19 protein-coding genes are annotated in these 21,369 nt (G+C 62.1%); 10 read left to right on the top strand and 9 right to left on the bottom strand.

Annotated features, from left to right (window positions below):
- Positions 1 to 64 precede the first annotated feature (64 nt).
- The 4 genes from ABIB26_RS19845 to ABIB26_RS19830 are packed head-to-tail and all read right to left on the bottom strand — an operon-like array spanning position 65 to position 3,034.
- Positions 65 to 916, bottom strand: coding sequence for a substrate-binding periplasmic protein (locus ABIB26_RS19845; RefSeq protein WP_354247106.1), 852 nt, complete (start codon positions 914 to 916; stop codon positions 65 to 67).
- 29 nt (positions 917 to 945) lie between these two features.
- A complete protein-coding gene (locus ABIB26_RS19840) occupies positions 946 to 1,587 on the bottom strand; it encodes an amino acid ABC transporter permease (protein ID WP_354247205.1) in 642 nt (213 codons plus the stop codon).
- A gap of 2 nt (positions 1,588 to 1,589) precedes the next feature.
- Positions 1,590 to 2,228 (bottom strand): amino acid ABC transporter permease, encoded by a 639-nt coding sequence (locus ABIB26_RS19835; protein WP_354247103.1) that lies wholly within the window; start codon positions 2,226 to 2,228, stop codon positions 1,590 to 1,592.
- The gene (locus ABIB26_RS19830) at positions 2,225 to 3,034 is read right to left on the bottom strand and encodes an amino acid ABC transporter ATP-binding protein (protein ID WP_502913722.1); all 810 of its coding nucleotides are present in this window, start codon (positions 3,032 to 3,034) and stop codon (positions 2,225 to 2,227) included. The genes ABIB26_RS19835 and ABIB26_RS19830 overlap by 4 nt, the downstream gene beginning before the upstream one ends.
- A 242-nt stretch (positions 3,035 to 3,276) precedes the next feature.
- Here ABIB26_RS19830 and ABIB26_RS19825 point away from each other — a divergent pair, with 242 nt between their 5' ends.
- Positions 3,277 to 3,873 carry a HutD/Ves family protein gene (locus ABIB26_RS19825; protein WP_354247100.1) on the top strand — a complete coding sequence of 199 codons (597 nt, stop codon included), beginning with the start codon at positions 3,277 to 3,279 and terminating at the stop codon, positions 3,871 to 3,873.
- A gap of 182 nt (positions 3,874 to 4,055) precedes the next feature.
- Here ABIB26_RS19825 and ABIB26_RS19820 read toward each other — a convergent pair whose 3' ends face one another.
- The gene (locus tag ABIB26_RS19820) at positions 4,056 to 5,393 is read right to left on the bottom strand and encodes an MFS transporter (protein WP_354247097.1); all 1,338 of its coding nucleotides are present in this window, start codon (positions 5,391 to 5,393) and stop codon (positions 4,056 to 4,058) included.
- Between the two features lie 407 nt (positions 5,394 to 5,800).
- On the opposite strand from ABIB26_RS19820, the gene ABIB26_RS19815 reads away from it, so the two are divergent.
- From ABIB26_RS19815 to ABIB26_RS19800, 4 genes are all read left to right on the top strand, one after another.
- Positions 5,801 to 6,712 (top strand): proline dehydrogenase family protein, encoded by a 912-nt coding sequence (locus ABIB26_RS19815; RefSeq protein ID WP_354247095.1) that lies wholly within the window; start codon positions 5,801 to 5,803, stop codon positions 6,710 to 6,712.
- Positions 6,713 to 6,784: 72 nt separating this feature from the next.
- Complete coding sequence (locus ABIB26_RS19810; protein WP_354247092.1) at positions 6,785 to 7,459, top strand: GntR family transcriptional regulator; 675 nt, start codon at positions 6,785 to 6,787, stop codon at positions 7,457 to 7,459.
- A gap of 49 nt (positions 7,460 to 7,508) precedes the next feature.
- Positions 7,509 to 9,155 (top strand): L-glutamate gamma-semialdehyde dehydrogenase, encoded by a 1,647-nt coding sequence (gene pruA / locus ABIB26_RS19805; protein WP_354247090.1) that lies wholly within the window; start codon positions 7,509 to 7,511, stop codon positions 9,153 to 9,155.
- Between the two features lie 185 nt (positions 9,156 to 9,340).
- Positions 9,341 to 10,141 (top strand): IclR family transcriptional regulator, encoded by an 801-nt coding sequence (locus ABIB26_RS19800; RefSeq protein WP_354247087.1) that lies wholly within the window; start codon positions 9,341 to 9,343, stop codon positions 10,139 to 10,141.
- Positions 10,142 to 10,213: 72 nt separating this feature from the next.
- Here ABIB26_RS19800 and ABIB26_RS19795 read toward each other — a convergent pair whose 3' ends face one another.
- Positions 10,214 to 10,933 carry a GntR family transcriptional regulator gene (locus ABIB26_RS19795; protein WP_354247085.1) on the bottom strand — a complete coding sequence of 240 codons (720 nt, stop codon included), beginning with the start codon at positions 10,931 to 10,933 and terminating at the stop codon, positions 10,214 to 10,216.
- Between the two features lie 159 nt (positions 10,934 to 11,092).
- On the opposite strand from ABIB26_RS19795, the gene ABIB26_RS19790 reads away from it, so the two are divergent.
- The 3 genes from ABIB26_RS19790 to ABIB26_RS19780 are packed head-to-tail and all read left to right on the top strand — an operon-like array spanning position 11,093 to position 16,050.
- Complete coding sequence (locus ABIB26_RS19790) at positions 11,093 to 12,400, top strand: MFS transporter (protein ID WP_354247082.1); 1,308 nt, start codon at positions 11,093 to 11,095, stop codon at positions 12,398 to 12,400.
- 6 nt (positions 12,401 to 12,406) lie between these two features.
- On the top strand, positions 12,407 to 14,440 hold the full coding sequence (locus ABIB26_RS19785) for a hydantoinase/oxoprolinase family protein (protein WP_354247079.1): 2,034 nt from the start codon (positions 12,407 to 12,409) through the stop codon (positions 14,438 to 14,440).
- Positions 14,437 to 16,050: a hydantoinase B/oxoprolinase family protein gene (locus ABIB26_RS19780; protein ID WP_354247076.1), complete on the top strand. Its 1,614-nt coding sequence runs from the start codon at positions 14,437 to 14,439 to the stop codon at positions 16,048 to 16,050. Before ABIB26_RS19785 ends, ABIB26_RS19780 begins: the two co-directional genes overlap by 4 nt.
- Positions 16,051 to 16,126: 76 nt before the next feature.
- On the opposite strand, the gene lysA is transcribed toward ABIB26_RS19780, so the two are convergent.
- Both lysA and ABIB26_RS19770 read right to left on the bottom strand, forming a co-directional pair.
- On the bottom strand, positions 16,127 to 17,437 hold the full coding sequence (gene lysA, locus ABIB26_RS19775) for a diaminopimelate decarboxylase (protein WP_354247074.1): 1,311 nt from the start codon (positions 17,435 to 17,437) through the stop codon (positions 16,127 to 16,129).
- Positions 17,438 to 17,453: 16 nt separating this feature from the next.
- Positions 17,454 to 17,645, bottom strand: coding sequence for a hypothetical protein (locus ABIB26_RS19770; protein ID WP_354247071.1), 192 nt, complete (start codon positions 17,643 to 17,645; stop codon positions 17,454 to 17,456).
- A 265-nt stretch (positions 17,646 to 17,910) separates the two neighbouring features.
- Here ABIB26_RS19770 and ABIB26_RS19765 point away from each other — a divergent pair, with 265 nt between their 5' ends.
- Both ABIB26_RS19765 and ABIB26_RS19760 read left to right on the top strand, forming a co-directional pair.
- On the top strand, positions 17,911 to 18,654 hold the full coding sequence (locus ABIB26_RS19765) for a GntR family transcriptional regulator (RefSeq protein ID WP_354247068.1): 744 nt from the start codon (positions 17,911 to 17,913) through the stop codon (positions 18,652 to 18,654).
- A 59-nt stretch (positions 18,655 to 18,713) separates the two neighbouring features.
- Positions 18,714 to 20,030, top strand: coding sequence for an MFS transporter (locus tag ABIB26_RS19760; protein ID WP_354247064.1), 1,317 nt, complete (start codon positions 18,714 to 18,716; stop codon positions 20,028 to 20,030).
- A gap of 771 nt (positions 20,031 to 20,801) precedes the next feature.
- Here ABIB26_RS19760 and ABIB26_RS19755 read toward each other — a convergent pair.
- Positions 20,802 to 21,230: a hypothetical protein gene (locus ABIB26_RS19755; protein WP_354247061.1), complete on the bottom strand. Its 429-nt coding sequence runs from the start codon at positions 21,228 to 21,230 to the stop codon at positions 20,802 to 20,804.
- Positions 21,231 to 21,369: the final 139 nt, after the last annotated feature.

Below are 21,369 nucleotides of genomic sequence, written 5' to 3'. Positions count from 1 at the left end.
AAGCAGAGGCGGTTGGATCCCCTGGAGGGATCCAACCGCCTCTTGCTTTGACGCCGTCTGCGGATCAGCTGCCGGCAGCAGCCTTCACATCAGCGGCCGTGCCTGGCAGGCCGTTGTCTTCGAGCGCCTTCTTGAGGGACCCGTCCTCCCGCATCTTCTCGACGACCTGGTTGACGGCGTCCCGCAAAGTGGTCTTGCCTTTGTTCACCAGGACGGCGGTTTGTGCCGCGCCTACGGAAGCCTGGATCCTTTCGTCCGGCTTGAGTTCGGCGACCTTCAGCTTGTTGTCGTTGTTGTTCTTGACCAACTGCAGTGCAGCGCCGTACGTCATCACGCCAGCGCCGGCCCTGCCGGACTTCACGTCCTGGTAGACAGCGTCCTCGGTGGCGTAGAGCTTGACCTTGTCAGTGCCCAGGGTCTTCTGGAGGTCGCCGACCCACAGGTATCCCTGCGGAGTGCCCACCGTGCCGCCGGCCACGGCGTCGATGGTGTCCGCGCCGCTCGATGTCACCAGGGCCATTTTGTCCAGGTACACGGGCTTACTGATGGCGAACTGCTGTCCGCGTTCTTCATTGATGTACCAGTTGCCGGCCGACAGATCGACGCTGCCGTTCTTTACAGATTCAATGATGGCCGTGAAGCTGGACGTCTTGGCATCGGGCTCGAGGCACAGATCCTTTGCCACCCGTTTGAGGACTTCGCCGTCGACGCCGGAGAGCGAGCCGCCCTTCATGGACACGTACGGCGGGTACTCCGCGACGGCCATGGTGAGCTTGCCCTTGGTGGCGGTTTCGACGCCGGACACCACCGGGGTGCAGTCGGCCGCGACGGTGTTGGCGGTACTTGACGTGCCGCCGCAGGCTGCCAGCGGCAGGGCCGCTGCGAACATGACGGCGGTGATTGTGAACTTACGCATGGAAGATGCTCCTGGAGAGGTGGGAAGGGTTAGTTGCTGGTCTTGCTGTGGATGGCGTCTACGAAGCGCGATACGACGATGGACAGCGCAGCGTAGATAAGTCCGGCAAGAATAAAGACGCTCAGGAATTCAAAGGTCACCGAACCGATCTGGTAGGCGCTGTTCAGCAATTCCGGAAGGGCGATCGCGTAGCCAAGGCTTGTGGCCTGGAACACGATGACGCTGTACGACATGAGCGGGGGAACGATCGCTCTCAGGGCCTGTGGGAGGACAATGAAGCGGGCTTCATCAGTCCAGTTCAGTCCCAGGCTTTGGGCGGCCTCGATGTGGCCGCGGGGAACGCTGAGGAGTCCGGCACGGAAGATCTCGCTGGTGTAGGCACCGGTGTTGAAGGCAATGGCGACGACGGCCGCGGCAAACGACTCAAGCACGATACCGCCGTCGGGCAGACCGAAATAGACAACGTACAGGACAACCAACAGCGGAATACCGCGACCGAGCTCGACGATGAGAATGGTCGCCTGGCGCAGGATGCGGGTACGGGAGATCATCCCGAAGGCGAACACAAGGCCCAGCGGCAGGCCCAGTAGGAGGCTAAGACCGGTTACTGCGAGGCTGGTCTGGAGGCCGGAAAGGAGGCTCGGCAGCCATTGAATCCATTGTTCAATCATGTTCACACCGCGCTTCGGGTTCGGATGAAGGTGTCAGCTTTGCGGGCAAGGACAGCCATGGGGACGCTGACGATCAGGTAGACGACGCCGGCAGCCAGGAAGATCGGGAGGCCCGGGTTGCCCTGCTGGTTCAGGGTCAGGGCCTGGAAGGCTATGTCGCTGACACCAATGACGGAAGCGACGGCGGAATCCTTCAGCAGTCCCACCGCGTAGGAGGCCGAGGGCGGCAACGCAACACCGATACCCTGCGGCGCAATGACGCGCCAGAACGTGTCTCCGTTGGAGAGTCCGAGTGCGCCGGCTCCTTCCCATTGCCCGCCGGCAACGGCCTGGATACCGGCACGGTAATTTTCGGCAAGGTAGGCAGTGGAAACGGCTCCCAGGGCCAGGCAAGCAGCCAGAAGGGGCGGCAGCGTGATGTAACGTCCAAGCCCGTAGAAAAGGATGAGCATCCACGCAATCGGGGGAATGCCCCGGACAACCTCGATGAAGGCCGTGGCCGCCCAACGAAGCGGTGCGATCTCGGAAAGCCGAGCCAGTGCGACAGGCACGGCGCACACTGCACCGATCAGGAATGAACCGAAGGTGATGATCACGGTCGTGCCCAGGCCTTGGAGGAGGAAGGGGATTGCCTCGATCACCGTTCCAGCACCGCCTCAAGGAATTTCTTGGTACGGGGTTCGCGGGGTGCGCCGAACACTTGCTCGGGGGCGCCTTGCTCCACGATGCGTCCGTCGGCCATGAAAACTGTACGGTCGGAGACCCTGCGGGCGAAGGACATCTCATGCGTCACCACGAGCATCGTCATGCCGGTCGCCGCGAGTTCCTGCATGACCGCCAGCACCTCCCCGCCCAGTTCAGGGTCAAGGGCGGACGTCGGTTCATCAAAGAGCATGATCTCGGGGTCCAGCGCGAGTGCTCTGGCGATCGCAATGCGCTGCTGCTGCCCCCCGCTGCATTTGCTCGGGCGGGCGTCGGCCTTGTTTCCAAGGCCGACCCGGGTCAGCAGCTCCATCGCCCGTTCCTCGGCTTCCTTGCGGGAACGGCCCAGGACCCGCTCCTGCGGAAGGGCCACATTGCGCAGCACACTGATGTGCGGGAAAAGGTTGAAGGACTGAAAAACCATGCCCACCTGGCGACGCAGCTTCATCAGCTCATTACGCGTCGGTTTGGAAGCAATTTTTACCGTGGGCTTGCCGTCGATCAGCAGATCGCCGCTCGATGGCGTCTCCAGGTAGTTCACGCAGCGCAACAGCGTGCTCTTGCCTGCGCCGCTGGGACCGATGAAAGCAACGACTTCGCCGGCGTTGACGTCCAATGAGACCTCGGCCAGGACAGTGTTTCCGTTGAATTCCTTGTGGATGTTCTTCAGCTGCAGCTGCGGAACGTTCTGCGTCGCGTTTGTGCCGGTTGCAGCTTGGGTCCGGTCTTGTTGATTGTCGATCACTGGGTACTCATCCTCCAGATGGGCGCCGGGAGGCGCTGGTGCCGGCGGGTTTTCGCCTGCCGACTGGTGGTCTTTAGCCCTGGCGTTCAGTGCCGGGAAGATCGGCCTCCGGGGAACGGTGGTCGAATGTGGTTGGGGTCACACGTAAAATGTAATCTGTGATCACATATCAGGTCAATAGTTTGATGTAACAGCTTTGTAAACTCGTTCCAACCACGCCGCCCGAGCCCGCAAGGAAGCCCATGACCGCCCAGCACGCCGCCCGCATCGCCCTGCCACACGAACTGCCGCCAGCCCCTTGGGCCAACCGCGCCGGCTACACGAAGGAAATCAGCGTCAGTACCAAGAGCGGCCCCGAGTGCTCTTCGGACATGCGCTCCGTGGCCTACGAGTGGCGGCTCAGCCTGGCCGAACTGACCCGGGCGGCAGATTTTTCGCTGCTTCCCGGGATCGACCGGGTCTTCACGCTCGCAAGCTACGGACCTTTGACACTGAACGTAGACGGCCTGGAATGCACTTTGCGGCTGGGTCAGAAAGTTAAGTTCACGGGAGAAGCAGCCGTAACGGTCGAACTCGATACGGCTGAGCCCCAGCTTGGCTTGAATCTTATGACCCCCCGTGGCTCCTGCACCGGATCGATGAGCGTTGAGCGGCTGGACGGCAAGGTGGCGCTGGATCCCAGCACCGGCATTGTTGCGGCAACCGTCCTGGAAGGCACGGCTGCATTATCTGATGGCAGGAAACTGGCGGACCTGGCCACGCTGGTCCTGGGCGCACAATCCGAGGAGCTTGAAGCCGAAGGGTGCCTTGTGGCTATCGCAACGGTGCGCCCTGTGTAGTTGCCAGGTCCGCCGACGGATCCTAATCCGTCTCAGGTCCCGTGCAGTAGACGCAGCCGTCCACTTCAAGGCCGCCCCTGCAGACATCGTCCTCGTTAGGCAGTGCCGTGGCCGCTGTTGGAAGCCTGTTCAATGGGTGATTCCTTTCATGATGGCGTGATGGTTCGAGGGCAGCCGCTGAGCTACTTGAGTCGGGCGGCTGCCGAGAGGTCAAGGTCCTTGGTTTCCGGTGCCCACTTGAGGCAAACGAGCAGACCCAGGACTGTAATGCCTGCCGCAATCAGCATGGTGGGGCCAATGCCGAGATCCGAGAGCATCACCGGAACAAGATACGTTCCCGCTGCAGCCCCGATGCGACTGAGGGAGGACGCAAGACCCACCGCGCTCCCCCGAATGGATGTGGGAAAGAGCTCATTCGGGTAGACGAACTGGAGGATCTGGGCGCCTCCGATTGCGATGGCGTAGGAAGCGAAGAGGACCAGGATCACCGGTCCCGGAGCTCCCGGGAACAGGCCAAGGATCACCAGGGCAGCACCGGACCACAGGAAACTGTGAATAACCAGCTTTCGACGGCCGGAACGGTTGATAAAGACCGCGCAGATAAGGCATCCAGCGAGGAACAGGAAGTTGATTGCGGCAGTGCCGGTCTTGGCGCTGTCTTCATCGAATCCCATCGATTGCAGTATGCGGGGGCCGAAGGCGTAGACCGCAAAGAGCGGAACGATGGAGCAGGTCCAGAACGTGGTCACGAATGCCACGCGGCCCAAGTAGCCGGACTTGAGCAGGTCCCGTGCGCGGACGGATCCGCCCTGTTGCTCTTCCAGTTCATTGATGTTGGCTGAGGGACCAAAGACCTTCTTGAGCACAACTTCTGCTTCCGCAAGCCGCCCCTTCTGGATGAGCCAACGCGGCGACTCAGGTGCGCCGTGCCGCAGGCAGACAATAACGAGGGCAGGAAGGGCCGCGCTGGCCAGCATCCACCGCCAACTTTCGCCACCCAGTCCGCTGATCCATTCACCCACCACATAGGCAACAGCGGCACCCAGGAACCACATGATCATGAGGAAGGAAATTGCAGGACCGCGGTGACGGCGCGGGAGGAATTCGGTCAAGAGAGTCGTGGCAATCGGATAGTCGGCTCCCACTGCAATGCCCACTCCGACGCGCAGCAACAGCAGCATCCACGGGCCCTCCACCCAGAACTGCAGCACTGAGCAGACGATGATCGCGACCAAGTCCAGCGTGTAGAGGACCTGCCGGCCGAAACGGTCCGAGAGCCACCCCCCGACGAATCCTCCGAGGAAGATTCCAACCAGCGCCGAGGCGCCGATGACGCCCTCCCACACAACTGAGAGGTGCATGTAGTCGCTGATCTGGAGCATGGCCACCCCGATGATCGACATGATGTAGCCGTCCAGGAAGGGACCGCCGGAGGAATAGACCGTGAGCTTGCGGTGGAAGGGCGTCAGTGACCCATCTTCAAGACCTGCGTGGCGGGATGCGCGGGTGACAGTGCTCAACGTGAACACCGCGCCTGGAGAAGGGCCGCGCGGGCAGGACAAGTGCAATGACTTAAAAACATGGGTATCCATTCAAGTTCCGCAGGGCACCTAGGCGCCCTCAAACGAACTCGAAAGGGTCGGACAACCACCTGTTTCATGACCCGCGCCGATGCAGGCTCATCATCCATGTGAAGCCGGTGGTAGCAGAGAGCTAAGCACGGAAACGCCCCTGCCCTCAAGCCCCGAACGTCTTTTTCATGAAATTGAAAACTAGCCATTGTGTGATTTGTGATCACAAGCTACTGTGGTTTGAACAACACTCGAAAGAGAGTTGGGCCACATTAAGTGCCCGGTCCCCGCATCCAGGGAATGGCCGGCAGCCGGGAACCGCGGTCCCGCCGCGGCGACTCTTAGGAAGTACAGCTATGCCGAACAGACTTCTCCTGCATGTCGCAGAGAATAAGAAACTTGAAGCCATTGCCACGCGCAACCGGCTGACCCGCCCCATCGTTGACCGGTATGTTGCGGGACGCGGACTGGAAGAAGCCTGGACTGCCACGAAGGCCCTGAATCAGGCAGGTATTGATGTCAGCCTGGACCTTTTGGGCGAGTCGGTCCACCACCTTGCCCAGTCCAAGGCTGCCACCCAGGAATATCAGGGCGCCATCGAGAACATCCGGGGCCAGGCTCCTGGCTCGACCGTCTCGGTGAAGCTTTCGCAACTGGGCATCATGATCGACCCCCAGGAATGTGCGAACAACCTGAAGGCGCTCCTCAACGCAGCGGCGACTCACGGGGCGACCGTTGAGGTGGATATGGAGCACAGCTCGGTGGGCCGGGAAACGCTTGCTATTTACAGGAGCATTCTTCCGGACCACCCGAATACCCGGGTCGCGATTCAGGCGAACATGCGCCAAACGCCCGAGGATCTTTTGTCCTTTACAGAAATCAAGCCCCGGATCCGTCTTGTCAAAGGCGCCTTTGACGAGTCCTCCTCCGCTGCACTGTGCGATGCGGACGAGGTCACCGAGCAGTACAAGTATCTCTCCCGCTGGGCGCTGCGGCACCTGCCGGACCCGGCCTTCGGAACCCACGACGACACCTGCATCGACGTCATCAAGGAAACCGCAGCCGAGTTTGGACTGGACAAGCGAAGCTTCGAGTTCCAGATGCTGTACGGAGTCCGGAGGAAGTTGCAGGATGAGTTGGTCCGCGACGGATACCGCGTCCGCGTGTACCTCCCCTATGGAACGCAGTGGTACCCGTACCTGATGCGCCGAATGGCTGAGAAGCCAGCCAACCTGCTGCTTTTCCTTCGATCCCTGATCGGAGGCTGATCTGGGATTGCCGTAGACTGAATGTGATCACATATCAGAATTACGGGCGTGCAGTTAGAAACGGAGATGTCCATGAGCCTTCAAATGACGAGTCCAGTCACCCCCACGCTGGTGGCTGACCAGGTCTATGAGGTCCTGGAGAACGCCATACTGACTGGCACTTTGGAATCCGGGTCACCCCTTCGGGTCCGCGACCTGGCGGCCATGGTGGGCACCAGCGTCATGCCGGTCCGGGAGGCCATCCGCCGCCTGGAAGAAGCAGGGTTGGCCACCCGCATCCCCCACAAGGGTGCGGTGGTCAGGACGTTCACTGCCACTGAACTGATCCACATTTACGACGTACGGACCATCCTCGAGGTGCAGGCTGCCACGCAGGGAGCTCCCCATGTCAGCCGAAGTAGCCTGCGGGAGATGGAAGCCACGTGCGGCAGGATGCAGAAGGCCGTTGCCGAAGGGCACATCATTGACGCCCTGGACCTGGATGAGGATGTGCTCCGGACCCTGTACCGGGGTTCGGGCAATCCCGTCCTCGTCAGCACCATCGAACAGCTGTGGCTCCAGTGCCGGCCCTACAAGGTGATCGGCGCAACGGAGGCCCTTGCCAAGAACGACAGCACGCTCTGGACTCCGCAACCAGCCTTGGTTCAGGCACTACTCGACGGCGACACTGCCGCAGCCGCCACCATCACCGCGGACTCCCTGGCCAGCGCGCTGCGCCGGCTGGAGCTGCGGCTCGAAATCCAATAACCAACCCGCGGCCCCGGCCCGGGAACGTCCAAAAGGAGAAACCCAGATAATGTCCACCCAATCTGTCAGCGTTACTGGAAACTTCAAGGTCCCTACGCCCTATAACGAGCCGTCGCGGGAATTCCGTCCCGGCTCACCGGAGGCGGCCTCGGTCAAGAAGATGATCGCCGAGGTCTCATCCAGCGTCCGCGACCTGCCCCACGTCATCAACGGGGTACGCTCCATGACCGGGGAGCTGCGCAACGTCACAGCTCCCCACCGCCACTCCCAGGTATTGGGCCGCATCCCCACGGCCGATGAGGCAGTGGTCCAGTCTGCGATCGACGCAGCCCTGGCCGCCCAGCACGACTGGTCCCGGACTCCCTGGTGGGAACGCGCCGCGATCTTCCTGCGCGCCGGAAACCTGGCCGCCGGCAAGTACCGGGACGAACTGGTAGCCACCACCATGCTCGGGCAGTCCAAGACGTTCCACCAGGCAGAGATCGACGCCGCCAGCGAAGTGGCGGACTTCTTCCGCTACAACGCCCACCTCGCCCAGCAGATCTTCGCTGATCAGCCCGAGTCCCTGCAGGGCGAAGGCAACTCGCTGGACCAGCGCGGCCTGGAAGGCTTCGTCCTGGCCATCACCCCGTTCAACTTCACCGCCATTGCCAGCAACCTTCCCACCACTGCCGCACTCATGGGAAACACCGTTGTCTGGAAGCCCTCCGAGAAGGCGGCCCTCAGCAATGACGTCCTTATGCGGATGTTCGAGGAAGCCGGCGTTCCGCCAGGTGTGATCAACCTCGTCCACGGCTCGGGCCGTGCGATCTCCGACCAGGCGATGAGCCACCCGGACTTTGCGGGCCTGACCTTCACGGGTTCCACGGACGTGTTCCGCAGCCTCTGGAAAAAAGCCGGTGACAACATCGACCAGTACCGCTCCTTCCCCCGCCTGGTAGGCGAAACGGGTGGCAAGAACGCTGTGGTGGCACACCCGAGCGCCGACGCCGATGCCCTGCGCGCTGCCCTGGTTCGGAGTGGCTTCGAGTACTCGGGCCAGAAGTGCTCCGCGGCATCACGCACCTACATCCCGCGCAGCATCTGGACCCAGATCAAGGACGAACTCGTCGAGACCGTCAAGTCGCTCCGCGTGGGCGATGTGGCCGAGCACGAGACGTTCCTCGGAGCAGTCATCGACGAGACCTCGCTCCGCAAACTGGAAGGTGCCCTCGAGAAAGCCAAGGCCCTTCCGAGCCACACCCTCCTGGCCGGCGGCAGCGTCCACGCCGAAGAGGGGTGGTTCGTCGAACCCACGATCTTCGAGACCACCGATCCGCACGCCTTCACCATGAGCGAAGAGTTCTTCGGCCCCATCCTGACGGTCTACGTTTACGAGGACAACGAGTGGGAGTCCGTCCTGGACCTGGTGGACCAGACCAGCAACTATGCCCTGACCCTGTCCATCTTTGCCAATGACCGTCGCGCCGTCTCGCTTGCCCTGGACAAGCTCCGCAACGCCTCGGGCATGACGTACATCAACGACAAGCCCACCGGCGCCCTCATGGGACAGGTCGCCTTTGGCGGCGGCCGCGGCTCCGGCACCAATGACAAGGCCGGTTCCCGGCTGGCCCTGCAGCGGTGGCTTAGCGGCCGGTTCATCCACGAGAACTTCTCGCCGTCCAGCGAATGGCGGCAGCCGTACCTCGCCCAGTAAAAAACCGCGGCCCCACTGACGGGGCCTCCCCTGACCGGCCGGGTGCGCTTTGGCGCACTCAGCCTCCAACCGCCGTCGGGTCCCTCGCAACGTTCCCAACGGCTCTCCAGCAGCCGCCGCCTGAGTATGCCCAGGCGGCGGCTGCTGCCCCCTCCGGCCTTCCACACAGCCTCGGAAGTTCTCCCATGAAGAAACGAATCCTCACCCGAAAGGCCATCCCGTCAAGCCAGACCGCGCTGGCGGCATCCCCCAAACGGCGGGACGAACGCGGAACGGCGATGTCCATCCTGCTCCTCTTCGCCCGTCACCGCAGCCTCAGCAGCACGCAGATTTCGGGCCTTCTCCGGCTTCCCACATCCACCGTCTACCGGCACCTGCAGACCTTGCTGCAAGCGGGATTCGTGGTGGAAAGCCAGGTCATCGGCCGCTACTCGGCCGGACCTGAAGTGATTCGGCTAGCGGACAACTACCACCAGGAGGCTCTGGCACAGGGTTTGGTAAGACAGAGGTTGGAGGAGTTGTCGCGTGAAACCGGCGAACTGGCCGCCTACCTGGTGCAGAGCAGCCGCGAAGCCCTCTGCGTCGAATCGGTGGAAAGCACCCACATCCTCAGTTGCAGCTACGCTGCCGGACGCTCCCGCCCCCTCTTGAATGGGGCAAGTGCACGAGCCATCCTTGCATTCTTGCCGGATGAGGAAAGCGACGAGATTCTTGCCAGCCATTTCCTGAGCAGGGAAGAAGAAGCCACCATCAGTGCCGACCTCTCAAATATCCGGGAGCGCGGCTACGCAACCAGCTCCGGCGCCCTCGCACCCGGCGTTTGGGGCGTCAGCGCCCCCGTCTTCAGCGAGACAAACAGCCTCGCCGGTGTCGTCACCACCATGGTTCCCCTCGAGCGCGCCGCCACAGAGGATGCACGTTCCCGGTTCCTCAACAGCACGCGCCAGACAGCCGCGGACCTCAGCCACGTGGCTGCACCCGCCTGACGCGGGCGCCAGCTTTTCTTAGGGTCGCCGACGGCGGCACCGCGCAGCGAGGGCGCCAGCGTCGTCAGAGAATCAATCGCCCTCGACGGCGAGGCTGTCCAGCGATACTCCATCCAATGCCCCGCTGGCGAGGAAGTCCATGATGCGCCCGCGGAACAACGCGACGTGCCGGGCTGCGATTTTCTCCGCCGTATCCGCGTCCCTTCTGCGGTACGCCTCAAGGCTGTCCGCGTGATCATGGCAAGCCTTTTGGTAATGCGCCTTCAAGCCTTCCTCCGCGAGGCCTTTGCCCCCGAAACTGAGGTAGGACAACCGCTGCCCCAGCCCGTGTACCCGGCCCGCGAGCATTTCAAGGTACCCGTTGCGGGCAATTTCAGCCTCCAGCCGGTGCAACAGTGCGTTGGTGGAAGCAATGTCCCCCGGGTCTTCAGATTCCACTGCACGATCAACGGCAAGGGATGCTGCTGCCAGACGGTCCAGATCCTCGGGTGTGGCGCGCACAGCCACAAGTCTGGATACACAACGGGCCAGCACCTGGTGGGCTTCGAAGAGCTCGCGGATGTCCACGAGTTCCAGCCCCCTCACAGTAAATCCGCCCCGGAGCCCGACTTCAATGAGGCCCTCGGAACTGAGCTGGAACAGCGCTTCCCGTACAGGGGTTCGACTCAGCCCGATGTCTTCGGCAAGGCCGATGTCGTCGAGTTTCTCGCCCGGCATCAGGCGAAGGTCGAGTATGCGGGAACGGATCTCAGCGGCGGCTTGATCCATGGAACTGCGGTGTCGCTTGGGCATGTCTCCATGCTGCCACGAATGCCTCGAAACCCGGGATCAGCCTGATGACGAGAGCGTCACGCTGCAGGACTCCAACGACTTTTATCCGCACACCCCTTGCTTCGTGATGCAGGCCACAGTATTTTAGTATTCGGTTCGTATACTAAAAATGGAGGTGCCATGAACCCCACAACAAGCGTCCCTGACAACGGCGTCACAACGGATCAAAAAATGAAGCGACGGGCAATAACTGCAGCCGGCATGGGTTGGGGCCTGGATGGCTTCACTTGGACCATGTACGGCTTTGCACTCACCGCCGCGCTCCCCGCCCTCAACATGACCACCGCTTCCGCCGGATGGGTGACCGCATTAAGCATCGTCGCCTCCGCCTTCGGTGGCGTTGTCTGCGGAGCGTTGGCTGACAGGTTCGGCCGCGTCCGGGTGCTCACCTGGGTCATCCTGGGCTACAGCATCTTCACTGCACTGACAGCCACCTCGCAAGACTCAACCCAGTTCCTGATTTGGCGCATTCTGGAGGGCGTCACGTTCGGCGGCGAGTGGGCCGTTGGCGCCGCTCTTGTGGCCGAGTACGCAAATCCAAAGAACCGGGGCAAAGCCCTTGCCTTCGTCCAAAGTTGCTACGCCATTGGCTGGGCCGTCTCGACAGCCGCCTACCTGTTCATGTTCACCGTGGCACCCTCAGAGGTCGCTTGGCGATACCTGTTTGTCTGTGGCGTGCTGCCCGCCCTGGCCGCATTCCTCATCCGAAGGACCACCAAGGACGCCGTGCACGTGACGTCGCGCAGCAGCAAGAAGGGAAGCTTCTCGCCGCTCTTCAGCGCCAAGCAGCTCAAGATCACCCTCTTCGCAACGCTCCTTGGGGTGGGAATCCAGGGAATCTACTACTCAGTGTTCGTCTTCCTTCCACTGTTCCTCAAGACCGAACGCGGAATGTCGGTCATCGGAACCGCCAATTACACGTGGGTTGCCATCGCCGGGTCATTCGTTGGTTACCTGGCTTCGGGAGTCATCCACGACGCTATTGGCCGCCGCCCAACATTCCTCATCTTCTTCCTCGGGTCCGCCGCAAGCATCGCCCTCTTCGTCCTGACGCCAATTGCCCAGCCTGAAATCGGCTTGGCCGTAACTTTCGTCCTCGGCTTCTTCGCCTCCGGACAGGCAGGCGGCACCGGTTCCTACTTGGCTGAACTCTTCCCCACGGCCATGAGGGCCACCGGCCAGGCATTTGCCTACAACGTGGGACGCGCCATCGCCGCCTTCGGCCCACTCACCGTGGGAACCCTCGGCGCAGCCATCGGCCTCGGACAGGCAGTGCTGTGGGTCGGAGCGATCGGCGCCTTACTGGGCTGCGTCGCTTTGACCATGCTTCCCGAGACTCGGAACAAGAACATCCTCGAGGACCCACTTCCTGCCGAACACACCACGGCCACAGAACCCACGCTTACCAGCTCCACGAGCGAGAAGTAGGACCCCATGACCACTGTATTGCCCGAAGATCACCAGATTGCCGTAGATACCGGCGGAACATTCACCGACGTAGCCGTTCGACGCCCTGACGGAAGCATCTTCGTCTGGAAAGTCTCCTCCACACCCCACGCCCCGGACGAAGCGGTCATCAGCGGAATCTCGGGAGCCCTGGAACAGATGGAGGTGGACGCAGAGAACGTCAGCCGGCTCATCCACGGAACAACCGTCGCAACCAACACTGTCATCACCAGGACCGGCGCACGCGTGGGCCTGGTCACCACCCGGGGTTTCAAGGACATTCTGGACATCGGTTACCAAACCCGGCCTTCCCTCTACGATCAGACGGTGCGCCGCACCACCCCCTTGGTCCACCACCAAGATGTCTGGGAGGTCCACGAACGAATCTCAGCCGAGGGCGAGCCCCTCACCATCCCCACCGAGGACGCGTTGGTGGAACTGGCTGCAGCCATCAAGGCCGCGGGGCTGGACGTCGTCATCGTCTCGCTGATCAATGCCTACACGAATCCCGATCACGAGCGGCTGATAAGTGCCTTCCTGCGGAAGTCCGGAGCTGTTCCCCTGGTGGTGGCGGCCACCGACATTTCCCCGGAAATCCGTGAGTTCGAAAGGACATCCACGGCCGTGATCAACGGCTACGTCCAGCCCAAGATCGACAGCTACATTGGGCGGCTCGAAACCAAGGTGGAGGAAACGGCAGCCAACTCTGAACTGTGGATCATGCAGTCCAATGGCGGCCTGCTCAGCCCGGAAACGGCAAGAAGCCAAAGCGCACGCACGGTGCTGTCAGGCCTCGCCGGCGGCGTGGTGGGCGCAGCATCATGGGCCAGCCAACTGGATCTCCCCATGGTGGTCAGCTTCGACATCGGTGGGACCAGCACCGACATCGCCCTGATCCGCGACGGCAGCCCCGAAGAAATCATCTCGGGCGAAATCGGAGGCCTGCCGCTGAGGCTACCAACCGTGGACGTCCACACCATCGGCGCCGGCGGCGGCTCCATTGCCTGGCGCGATTCCGGCGGCGGACTCCGCGTCGGACCGCAAAGCGCAGGAGCCACGCCAGGTCCCATCTGTTACTCACGCGGTGGCACCGAACTGACCGTCACGGACGCCCATGCCGTCCTGGGCCGGCTCGGCGAGGCCCTGCTGGGTGGCCGCCTGAAGCTGGACGTCACTGCGGCCAGGGAACGGATGCAGGAATTCGGACAGGAACTGGGACTCTCCACGGAGGAAACAGCCGAAGGCATCATCCGTGTCATCAACTCCAACATGGCCCGCGGCGTGCGCAAGGTCAGCATCGAGCGGGGCATCGACATCCGCGGCTGCGACCTCATGGCATTCGGCGGAGCGGGACCGCTCCACGGCGCAGATCTCGTCGTGGAGATGGGCATGAAGTCCGCCGTCGTACCTCCCATGCCTGGTATCGCTTCGGCAGTAGGAATGCTGGGTGCACCGGTCCGGCACGATTTCTCCGCCAGCACCCTCATCCGCAGCCCGCAGGAAATGGATGATCTCGAAGCGCGGTTCCTCAGCCTGGAGACAGCCGGCCGTGAGCAGCTTGAACGCGGCAAGTCTCCGGTGAAACTGCTCCGGTTCCTGGACGCCCGGTACGTTGGCCAGAGCTACGAACTGACGGTGGCATATTCCCCCGACTTCAGCGTGGTCCGTTCGTCCCTGGATGCCTCCCATGCAGAACGGTACGGTTTTGCCGACTCCGACGCCGAGATGGAAATCGTGGCAGTCAGGGTCACCGCCATCGATCCTTCGGCCACCGCAGACAGGCTGTCCGAATACACAGTCGCTGAACACGGGGTCCCGGTCTCCAGCCGCTCTGTGTACTTCTCTGGCGAATGGAGGGATACGCCCATCTACCACCGCTCCCACTTGGCCCAAGGGCAGGCCGTCGCGGGTCCTCTCATCATCGAGCAGTTCGACTCGACCATCGTGGTCAACCCCGAACAGGAATGCCGCACTGATCACTTCGGCTTCCTCCACATCTACACGAAGGAGGCAGCACTGTGACTGTTCAGGAACTGCTGGTCCCCGACCCGACCCAAACCCTCAACGCCGTCGATCTCGAAATCGCCAGGAACCGGCTCGAATCCATCGCCGAAGAGGTGGGCATGGCGCTGATCCGAACCTCCTACTCCCCCAACATCAAGGACCGCAGGGATTGCTCGGCCGGGCTCTACCGCCCCAACGGCCATCTCATCGCGCAAGCCGAACACATCCCCCTACACCTTGGACTCATGCCCACCCTGATCCGACGGGCGCTCGAGGAATTCGGCGCCGACAGGCTGCGCCCCGGGGATGTCCTGATCACTAACAACCCCTACCTGGGAGGCTCCCACCTTCCCGACACTTGCGTCATCACTCCAGTGTTCCGCGGCCAAGAGCTGCTCGCCGTGGTCGCGAACATGGCACACCATGTGGACGTCGGCGGCATTACCCCTGGTTCCATGGCGACGCATGCCACCGAGATCTTCCAGGAAGGACTCCGGATTCCCCCGATTCGCCTGATCAGCGAGGGCGAAATGTGCGAGGACATCCTGGCACTCATGCTCACCAATGTCCGAACGGCAGACAAAACCCGCGGGGACCTCATGGCTCAGGTATCCGCCAACCGGCTCGGAGCGCGCCGCGTGCTCGAATTGGTCGAGGACTGGGGATCCGGGCATTTCTCGGCGGCCACGGATGCGCTGATCGAGTACGCCGAACGGCGGACCAGGGCCGCGCTGGCATCCTTGCCCGATGGACGGGGACGGTTCGTGGACTACCTCGAGCACGACGGCGTACGCAAGATTCAGATCCCGATCATCGCCACTGTGGAAAAGATCGGCGACGAACTGCGGGTTGACCTGTCCGAGACGGCAGACCAGGTCCGCGGCGCCATGAATTGCTCCTATGCGGTGGCCGAGGCATGTGTGGCCTATGTCGTAAAACTCCTGGCGGACCCGACGCTGCCGTCCAACGCGGGCTTGATGGCCCCCATTACTGTCACTACCCGTCCCGGTTCCCTGGTCTCGGCCGTTTTCCCGGCACCAGTGGCCAATGGCAACACCCAGACGTCCCAACGAATCGTGGACGTTCTGCTCGGCGCCTTCCACTCGTTCGCCCCTGGCATCGTCCCTGCAGCCTCCAGCGGCAGCATGAGCATTCTCACGGTGGGCGGCCAGGATGACGTCACGGGCAGGTACTTCTCCTACGTGGAGACTTACGGCGGAGGCCAAGGAGCCCTCCCCTCCCAGGCAGGTGCGGACGCCACCCACACGCACATGACCAACACACGAAACACTCCCTGCGAGGTTATCGAACGCGAATATCCGCTACGCGTCGAGCGCTATGCGGTTGCGCGGGGCACCGGCGGGAATGGTCGCCACCGAGGCGGCGACGGTCTCATCCGCGAACTGACGCTCACCCGTGGACGCGCCACCGCCGTCGTTGCCACCGGCAGGGTTGCCGAAGGGCCGTGGGGCCTCGAAGGCGGCAGCCCCGGACACCCCGCAGTGGTGCGGCTGGCCGCAGACGGCAAAGTCCGGGAGTTGGAAGCGATGTCGACGTCGGAACTCACCTCGGGCGATGGCCTGTCCATTCAGACCGCGGGCGGAGGTGGATACGGGCCAGAATTGTAACCAGTTTTATGAAGGTTGCCTCCAGCCCGGCATTGCCGTGCCGGAGGCAACCTTTCCTGTTAGAGAAGCAGGGGATTCAGCGAAGCTGACCCGGCGCCTCCGTTTCGAGGCTGATAAGTTCGCGAACCGTTTGGCGACGTCGTATCAGCGTCGTGCTGTCGCCGTCGACAAGGACCTCCGGTATCAGCGGGCGGGAATTGTAGTTTGACGACATGCTGGAGCCGTAGGCGCCGGTGTCATGGAAAACCGCCAGATCGCCCATGACGGCTTCGGGCAGCTGCATGGCCTGAACGTCGCCCGAGTCGGACTGCGTAAAGACGTCGCCGGCCTCGCAAAGCGGCCCGGCAAGGACGACATTGGATAGCGGGCCTGAGCAGTGTGATCCGTCAGGCGCAAGGATGGTCACTTGGTGCCCGCTACCATACATGGCCGGCCGGACGAGGTCGTTGAAACCCGCGTCAACCAGCAGGAATCGGTTGTGGGCAACCTGCTTTTTCGCCCTGACTTCTGAGGCCAGAACTCCTGACTCCGCCACGAGGAACCGTCCTGGTTCAATTTCCAGCCTGACGCTGTGGCCCAAGTAGTCACTGATCTCATGCCTCGCGGCGTCCCATGCATTGAAGTACCGCTCGGTGTCCGCAGTCGGGTCGTCCGGAGCGTAAGGAATGGAGAGGCCGCCTCCGGCCGATATCGCCTCAAGGTCCCGGCCATGTCGCTTGACCTGCTCAACCATGGCATCACACACCTGCTCGAGATGGGAGTAGTCCACGCCGGAGCCGATGTGCATATGGAAGCCCACAAGCTTAAGCCCGTGAAGGTCCACCAGGCCCAGGGTTTCTCCCAGACGCTCGTGCCAGATGCCGTGCTTGCTGTGATCGCCACCTGTGTTCGTCTTGCGGCTATGACCATGTCCAAATCCCGGGTTGATCCTGAGCCACACGGGGTGTCCGGGCGAGACCCTTCCCAACTGTTCCAGCATTTTCGGCGAACCGGCGTTCACAGGTATCCGTCGGTCAGCCACCAGCTTCAGTGCTTCGAGGTCCAGCAAATCTGCCGTAAAGACGATCTGCTCCTCAGCAGTGCCTGGCATGTATCCGGCGGTCAACGCCCTGTGAACCTCGCCAGCAGACACGGCATCTACCAGCACGCCCAGTTCGCGCATGAGGCGAAGGATGTGGATGTTCGAGCCTGCCTTTTGCGCGTACCGGATCACGTCGAAGTGTCGAAGATGGTCTACTTGGTCCCTGATGGTGCCGGCATCGTAGATCCATACCGGCGTCCCAACGCGATCTGCGATGCCAGCCACACGCGTTCCGGAAAGGCTGCCGGGAAATGGTTTGCCCGGGAGCATATGATGCGGTTCGGGGCCCGCGTGAAGTTCAGGCATTCTGTCCTCAGTGATATCAGCACAGTTGGTCGACCACGATGCCCTCACGGCTGGATTCAGGATTCCAGCAGAACGGGCAGTCCAGCGAAAACTCTCCGCCGGCGCAACCTGTCCATGTGCGCCGGTCCGCGGCTTCCTGCTTCAGGGCCGGATGTGCGTCGTAGTGCAGACGCTGCTGGGTGTTCCTTGGGGCTGTCAGCTTCTTCATGGCTGCGGTTTCCTGGTCTTAGTGGTCTTGGACAAGTCTTGTCCTTGGGGCCCGGCCTCTGTCGGGTGATGAGGCAGCGGCTGCGTGCCGCTGCTGCTTTCTTGAATTCCCTCTGGCGTGCTTTCCGCCTCTGGTTCTATTTTAGATATGTGATCACAAATCACGCAATAGTTTGGAGGAACATTTTTTGGAACAAGCGCTGTCTGCATGCCATCGACACCGGCAATGGGAGCAAAACAGGACGACTCGCCATAGGATCGTTCCCATGCCAGGAAAAAAAGCGGATGCTGCTCAACAACAGGAAATCAAGAAGGCCTTGGTGGGGCCTCAGTCCGGATCCTCTCCGGCCTTTTCGATCACACCCACCCTTGTAGCGGATCAAGTCTATGAGGCCCTGCGCACCGCCATTCTCACCGGCGAATTGGCCGGCGGCTCCCCCTTAAGGGTCCGGGACGTTGCAGAAATGGTCGGCACGAGCGTGATGCCCGTCCGGGAGGCCATCCGCCGCCTTGAAGAGACCGGGCTTGCTACACGCGTGGCCGCCCACCGCGGCGCAGTGGTTCGTGAATTTACCGTCGGTGAACTGATCCATATCTACGAAGTACGGGCCACATTGGAAATTGAGGCCGCCCGGCGTGGAGCTGCCAACGTCTCTGACGCTGACGTGGACCGAATGGAGGCAGCCTGCGCCCGTATGCAAAAAGCAGTCAAAGAACGTCGCGTGTGGGACGCCTTGGATGACGACGAAGACCTGCTGCGCACCTTGTACACAGCAGGCGGCAACCCGGTCCTGATGGACGTCATTGAAAACCTCTGGCTTCAGTGCCGGCCCTACAAAGTCATAGGTGCCACAGAAGCAATCGAGCACGACGACGACAGCCTCTGGACCCCGCAACCCGCCATCCTGGAAGCCGCCCGTGCAAGGGATGCCAAGGCCGCCACCAAGCTGACCAAGGAGTCGCTGACAAGCGCCCGCCAGCGCCTCGAGAAGCGCCTCGTTCCACGCTAGGCATCTATCGCCCGGAACGATCTCGTCAGGATCGGTCTTTTTGTAGGACACTCAAGGTGATGTCACTACCAGTAAACGTAGAGGACCTTCCCCTCAACAGTTTCCATAAACGGCTGGCTGTCTATTCAGCCGGCGGCCCCTTCCTTGATGGCTACGTCTTGAGCATCATCGGAATTGCCCTGGTCCAAGCGGCTCCACAACTCGAACTGACGGTCTACTGGGAAGGCCTCATCGGCGCCTCCGCGCTCGTAGGAATCTTCATTGGCGGATTCCTCGGCGGATGGCTGACCGATAAGTTCGGACGGCAAACCCTCTACACGCTCGACCTCGCCGCGATCGTCGTGTGCTCGGCTCTTCAGTTTTGGGTTCAGGATGCTCTTTGGCTTTTCGTGCTCCGGCTCCTTATTGGCATTGCGGTGGGCGCCGACTATCCGATCGCAACGTCGCTGCTGGTTGAGTTCACTCCGCGAAAATATCGGGGACCACTGGTGGGTAGCCTAATCGTCATGTGGTTTGTGGGCGCCGCGGTTGCCTACATCGTAGGGGAGTTGCTTCTACAGGCGGGACATGATGGGTGGCGATGGATGCTGGCAAGCGCCACCGTACCAGCCGCGTTTTTCCTCATCCTCCGACATGGCACTCCGGAGTCTCCCCGATGGCTGGCTAATAAGGGCCGTTTGGACGAAGCGAAAGCCGTCGTGGCCAAGGTCTTCGGTGAAGGCGTGAGACTGGAAAGCTTCGACGCGGACCCGGGCGAGCAAGTGAATGCCAGCGTCCTGTTCCGGTCCGGGTACGGTGGGCGTATCTTCTTCATTTCCGTTTTCTGGACCTGTTCCATCATTCCGCTGTTCGCGATCTACGCCTTCGCCCCCAGGATCCTCGACGCGCTCGGACTTGGCGGATCCATGGCCAACGTCGGATCCGCGTTCATCACGGTCCTCTTCCTGCTGGGGACGCTGGTGTTCGTCCTGTTGATCAACCGCCTCGGCCGCAGAAAGGTGATCCTACACAGTTTCCTGTGGTCCGGCCTTGCCCTGCTGGGGCTGGGTGTCTTTCCCCAGGCCCCTCCCGCCGTGACCATGATCCTCTTCGCCGCGTACGCGCTCTTCATTGGCGGAACGCAAATCCTGCAATGGGTCTACCCCAACGAGCTCTTCCCTACCGAGGTACGGGGCACCGCCGTCGGGCTCGCATCGTCGCTGAGCCGGATTGGGGCGGCGGCCGGAACCTACCTTGTTCCCCTCTCACTGACGGAGCTCGGAATCGGAACGACCATGCTCATCGCAGCGGCCATCACGTTGGTGGGGTTCCTTGTCAGCCTGCGCATGGCGCCCGAGACCCGGGGACTTGGACTGCAGGAAGCATCCTCCCTGTAGGTCCTGAAATAGTTGGCAGACTTGCTGCGTATGATCCCCACGCACTTCGGAGGCCAGTCGGTCCAGTCGCCGGGCTGTCCATGAAGCCTGCCCAGCAGCCGAGGTCTTCGCATTCCGACTTCAACACATTCAAAGCGCCGTACTCATGACTCATCGGCGCCAAATACGTTCACGGCGGCACAGGCTGGTCTTCCCGGCGCACGCCGGCGATGCAGGGCCGACAAACTGCCGAACAGCGTGCTGATGAAGCCTCTCGCCTCCGCTGTCTGCGAACGATCTTTGGCCGGCGTCGTAAATTGGTGCGCGCCCAGGTGGCCGAACAGCCGGCCGCCGAAGTGAAACCTATCGAACGGTCGCTAACGGGCAACGTCTCTTTCACAGGCAATCCCGAGGGTCCTCTGGGCATAGTTGTCGCGAAGCTCCGGTCAACCGCTATTTGACGGGAGCTTCGCCAATTCCACAACACGGATGCAGGGCAACAGAGACAACGGTGGAAGCCTGTCCGGTGCCGACTACATTGACGATGGGCACCATCAGCGATCCGGCGACACCGAAGGCAACCTGCAGCACCCGAAGCTCACAGACTGTGTGGCGTGCAGCTGGATTTGCTTTGCTTATAGGCTTCGTCTCGAACTTCGTCGTGGCTCCCACCAATGCCCGGATGGATGTCGCGGCCACCTAGGCCCTTCCACCCTGGTCCAGCTTAGGCAATCTGGTTGCCCTGGTCATCTGGACGGGCACGGCCCTTTTGGCGGGCTTGCGTGCCGTGTCCTAACGTTCGAGCCCGCCGCGTTCCAGTGTCTTGCCCTTGCCGCTCTGCTTTGCCATCTTTGATGTCTTTGCCCATGAGGGCTTGTCGGCCACGGCCGCCGTCGCCGGCGCGGCTTGGTGTTTGTCTGCCAGGAGTCGGGAGTTGACCGCTTCGCGATCGCCCTTACCTTCGAGGCTTTCGCCGAGCTGCTGACGCCGCTCGTGGGAGTCGTAGGCAGGCTCGGCCTCGGCTTTCTGTGCCGCCCCGTCCTGTCGGTTGGCGCCTGCAACCGCGGCCGCGGCGACTGCTTCATCGGTGCGGGCAGCTGAGGCTTTAGGCCGTTCACTTTCGGCTTCGGAGCGGGCCTGCTGTGCCCGGACGAGGGCTTCGGAAACGGACGCCTCGTCCGCTCCCGTGTTGTTCACGTCGATGCCGTAACGGGCCTGCACCTGTTCCCGGATCCATTCTGATGCCTGGGCACTTCGCCGTCATCGTGGTCCCGCTGCAGGCCGGGGTGGCCCTGATCATGGCGCTGCTGGTCAACGCCAAGGTCCGCGGAGTGAACTTCTTCCGCACCGTGTATTTCCT

Origin of the sequence: Arthrobacter sp. UYEF20 (assembly GCF_040546335.1) — a bacterium.
Classification (GTDB): Bacteria; Actinomycetota; Actinomycetes; order Actinomycetales; family Micrococcaceae; genus Arthrobacter.
The sequence above is the reverse complement of the archived record's forward strand: the minus strand, read 5'-3'. Positions and strand labels throughout refer to the sequence as shown.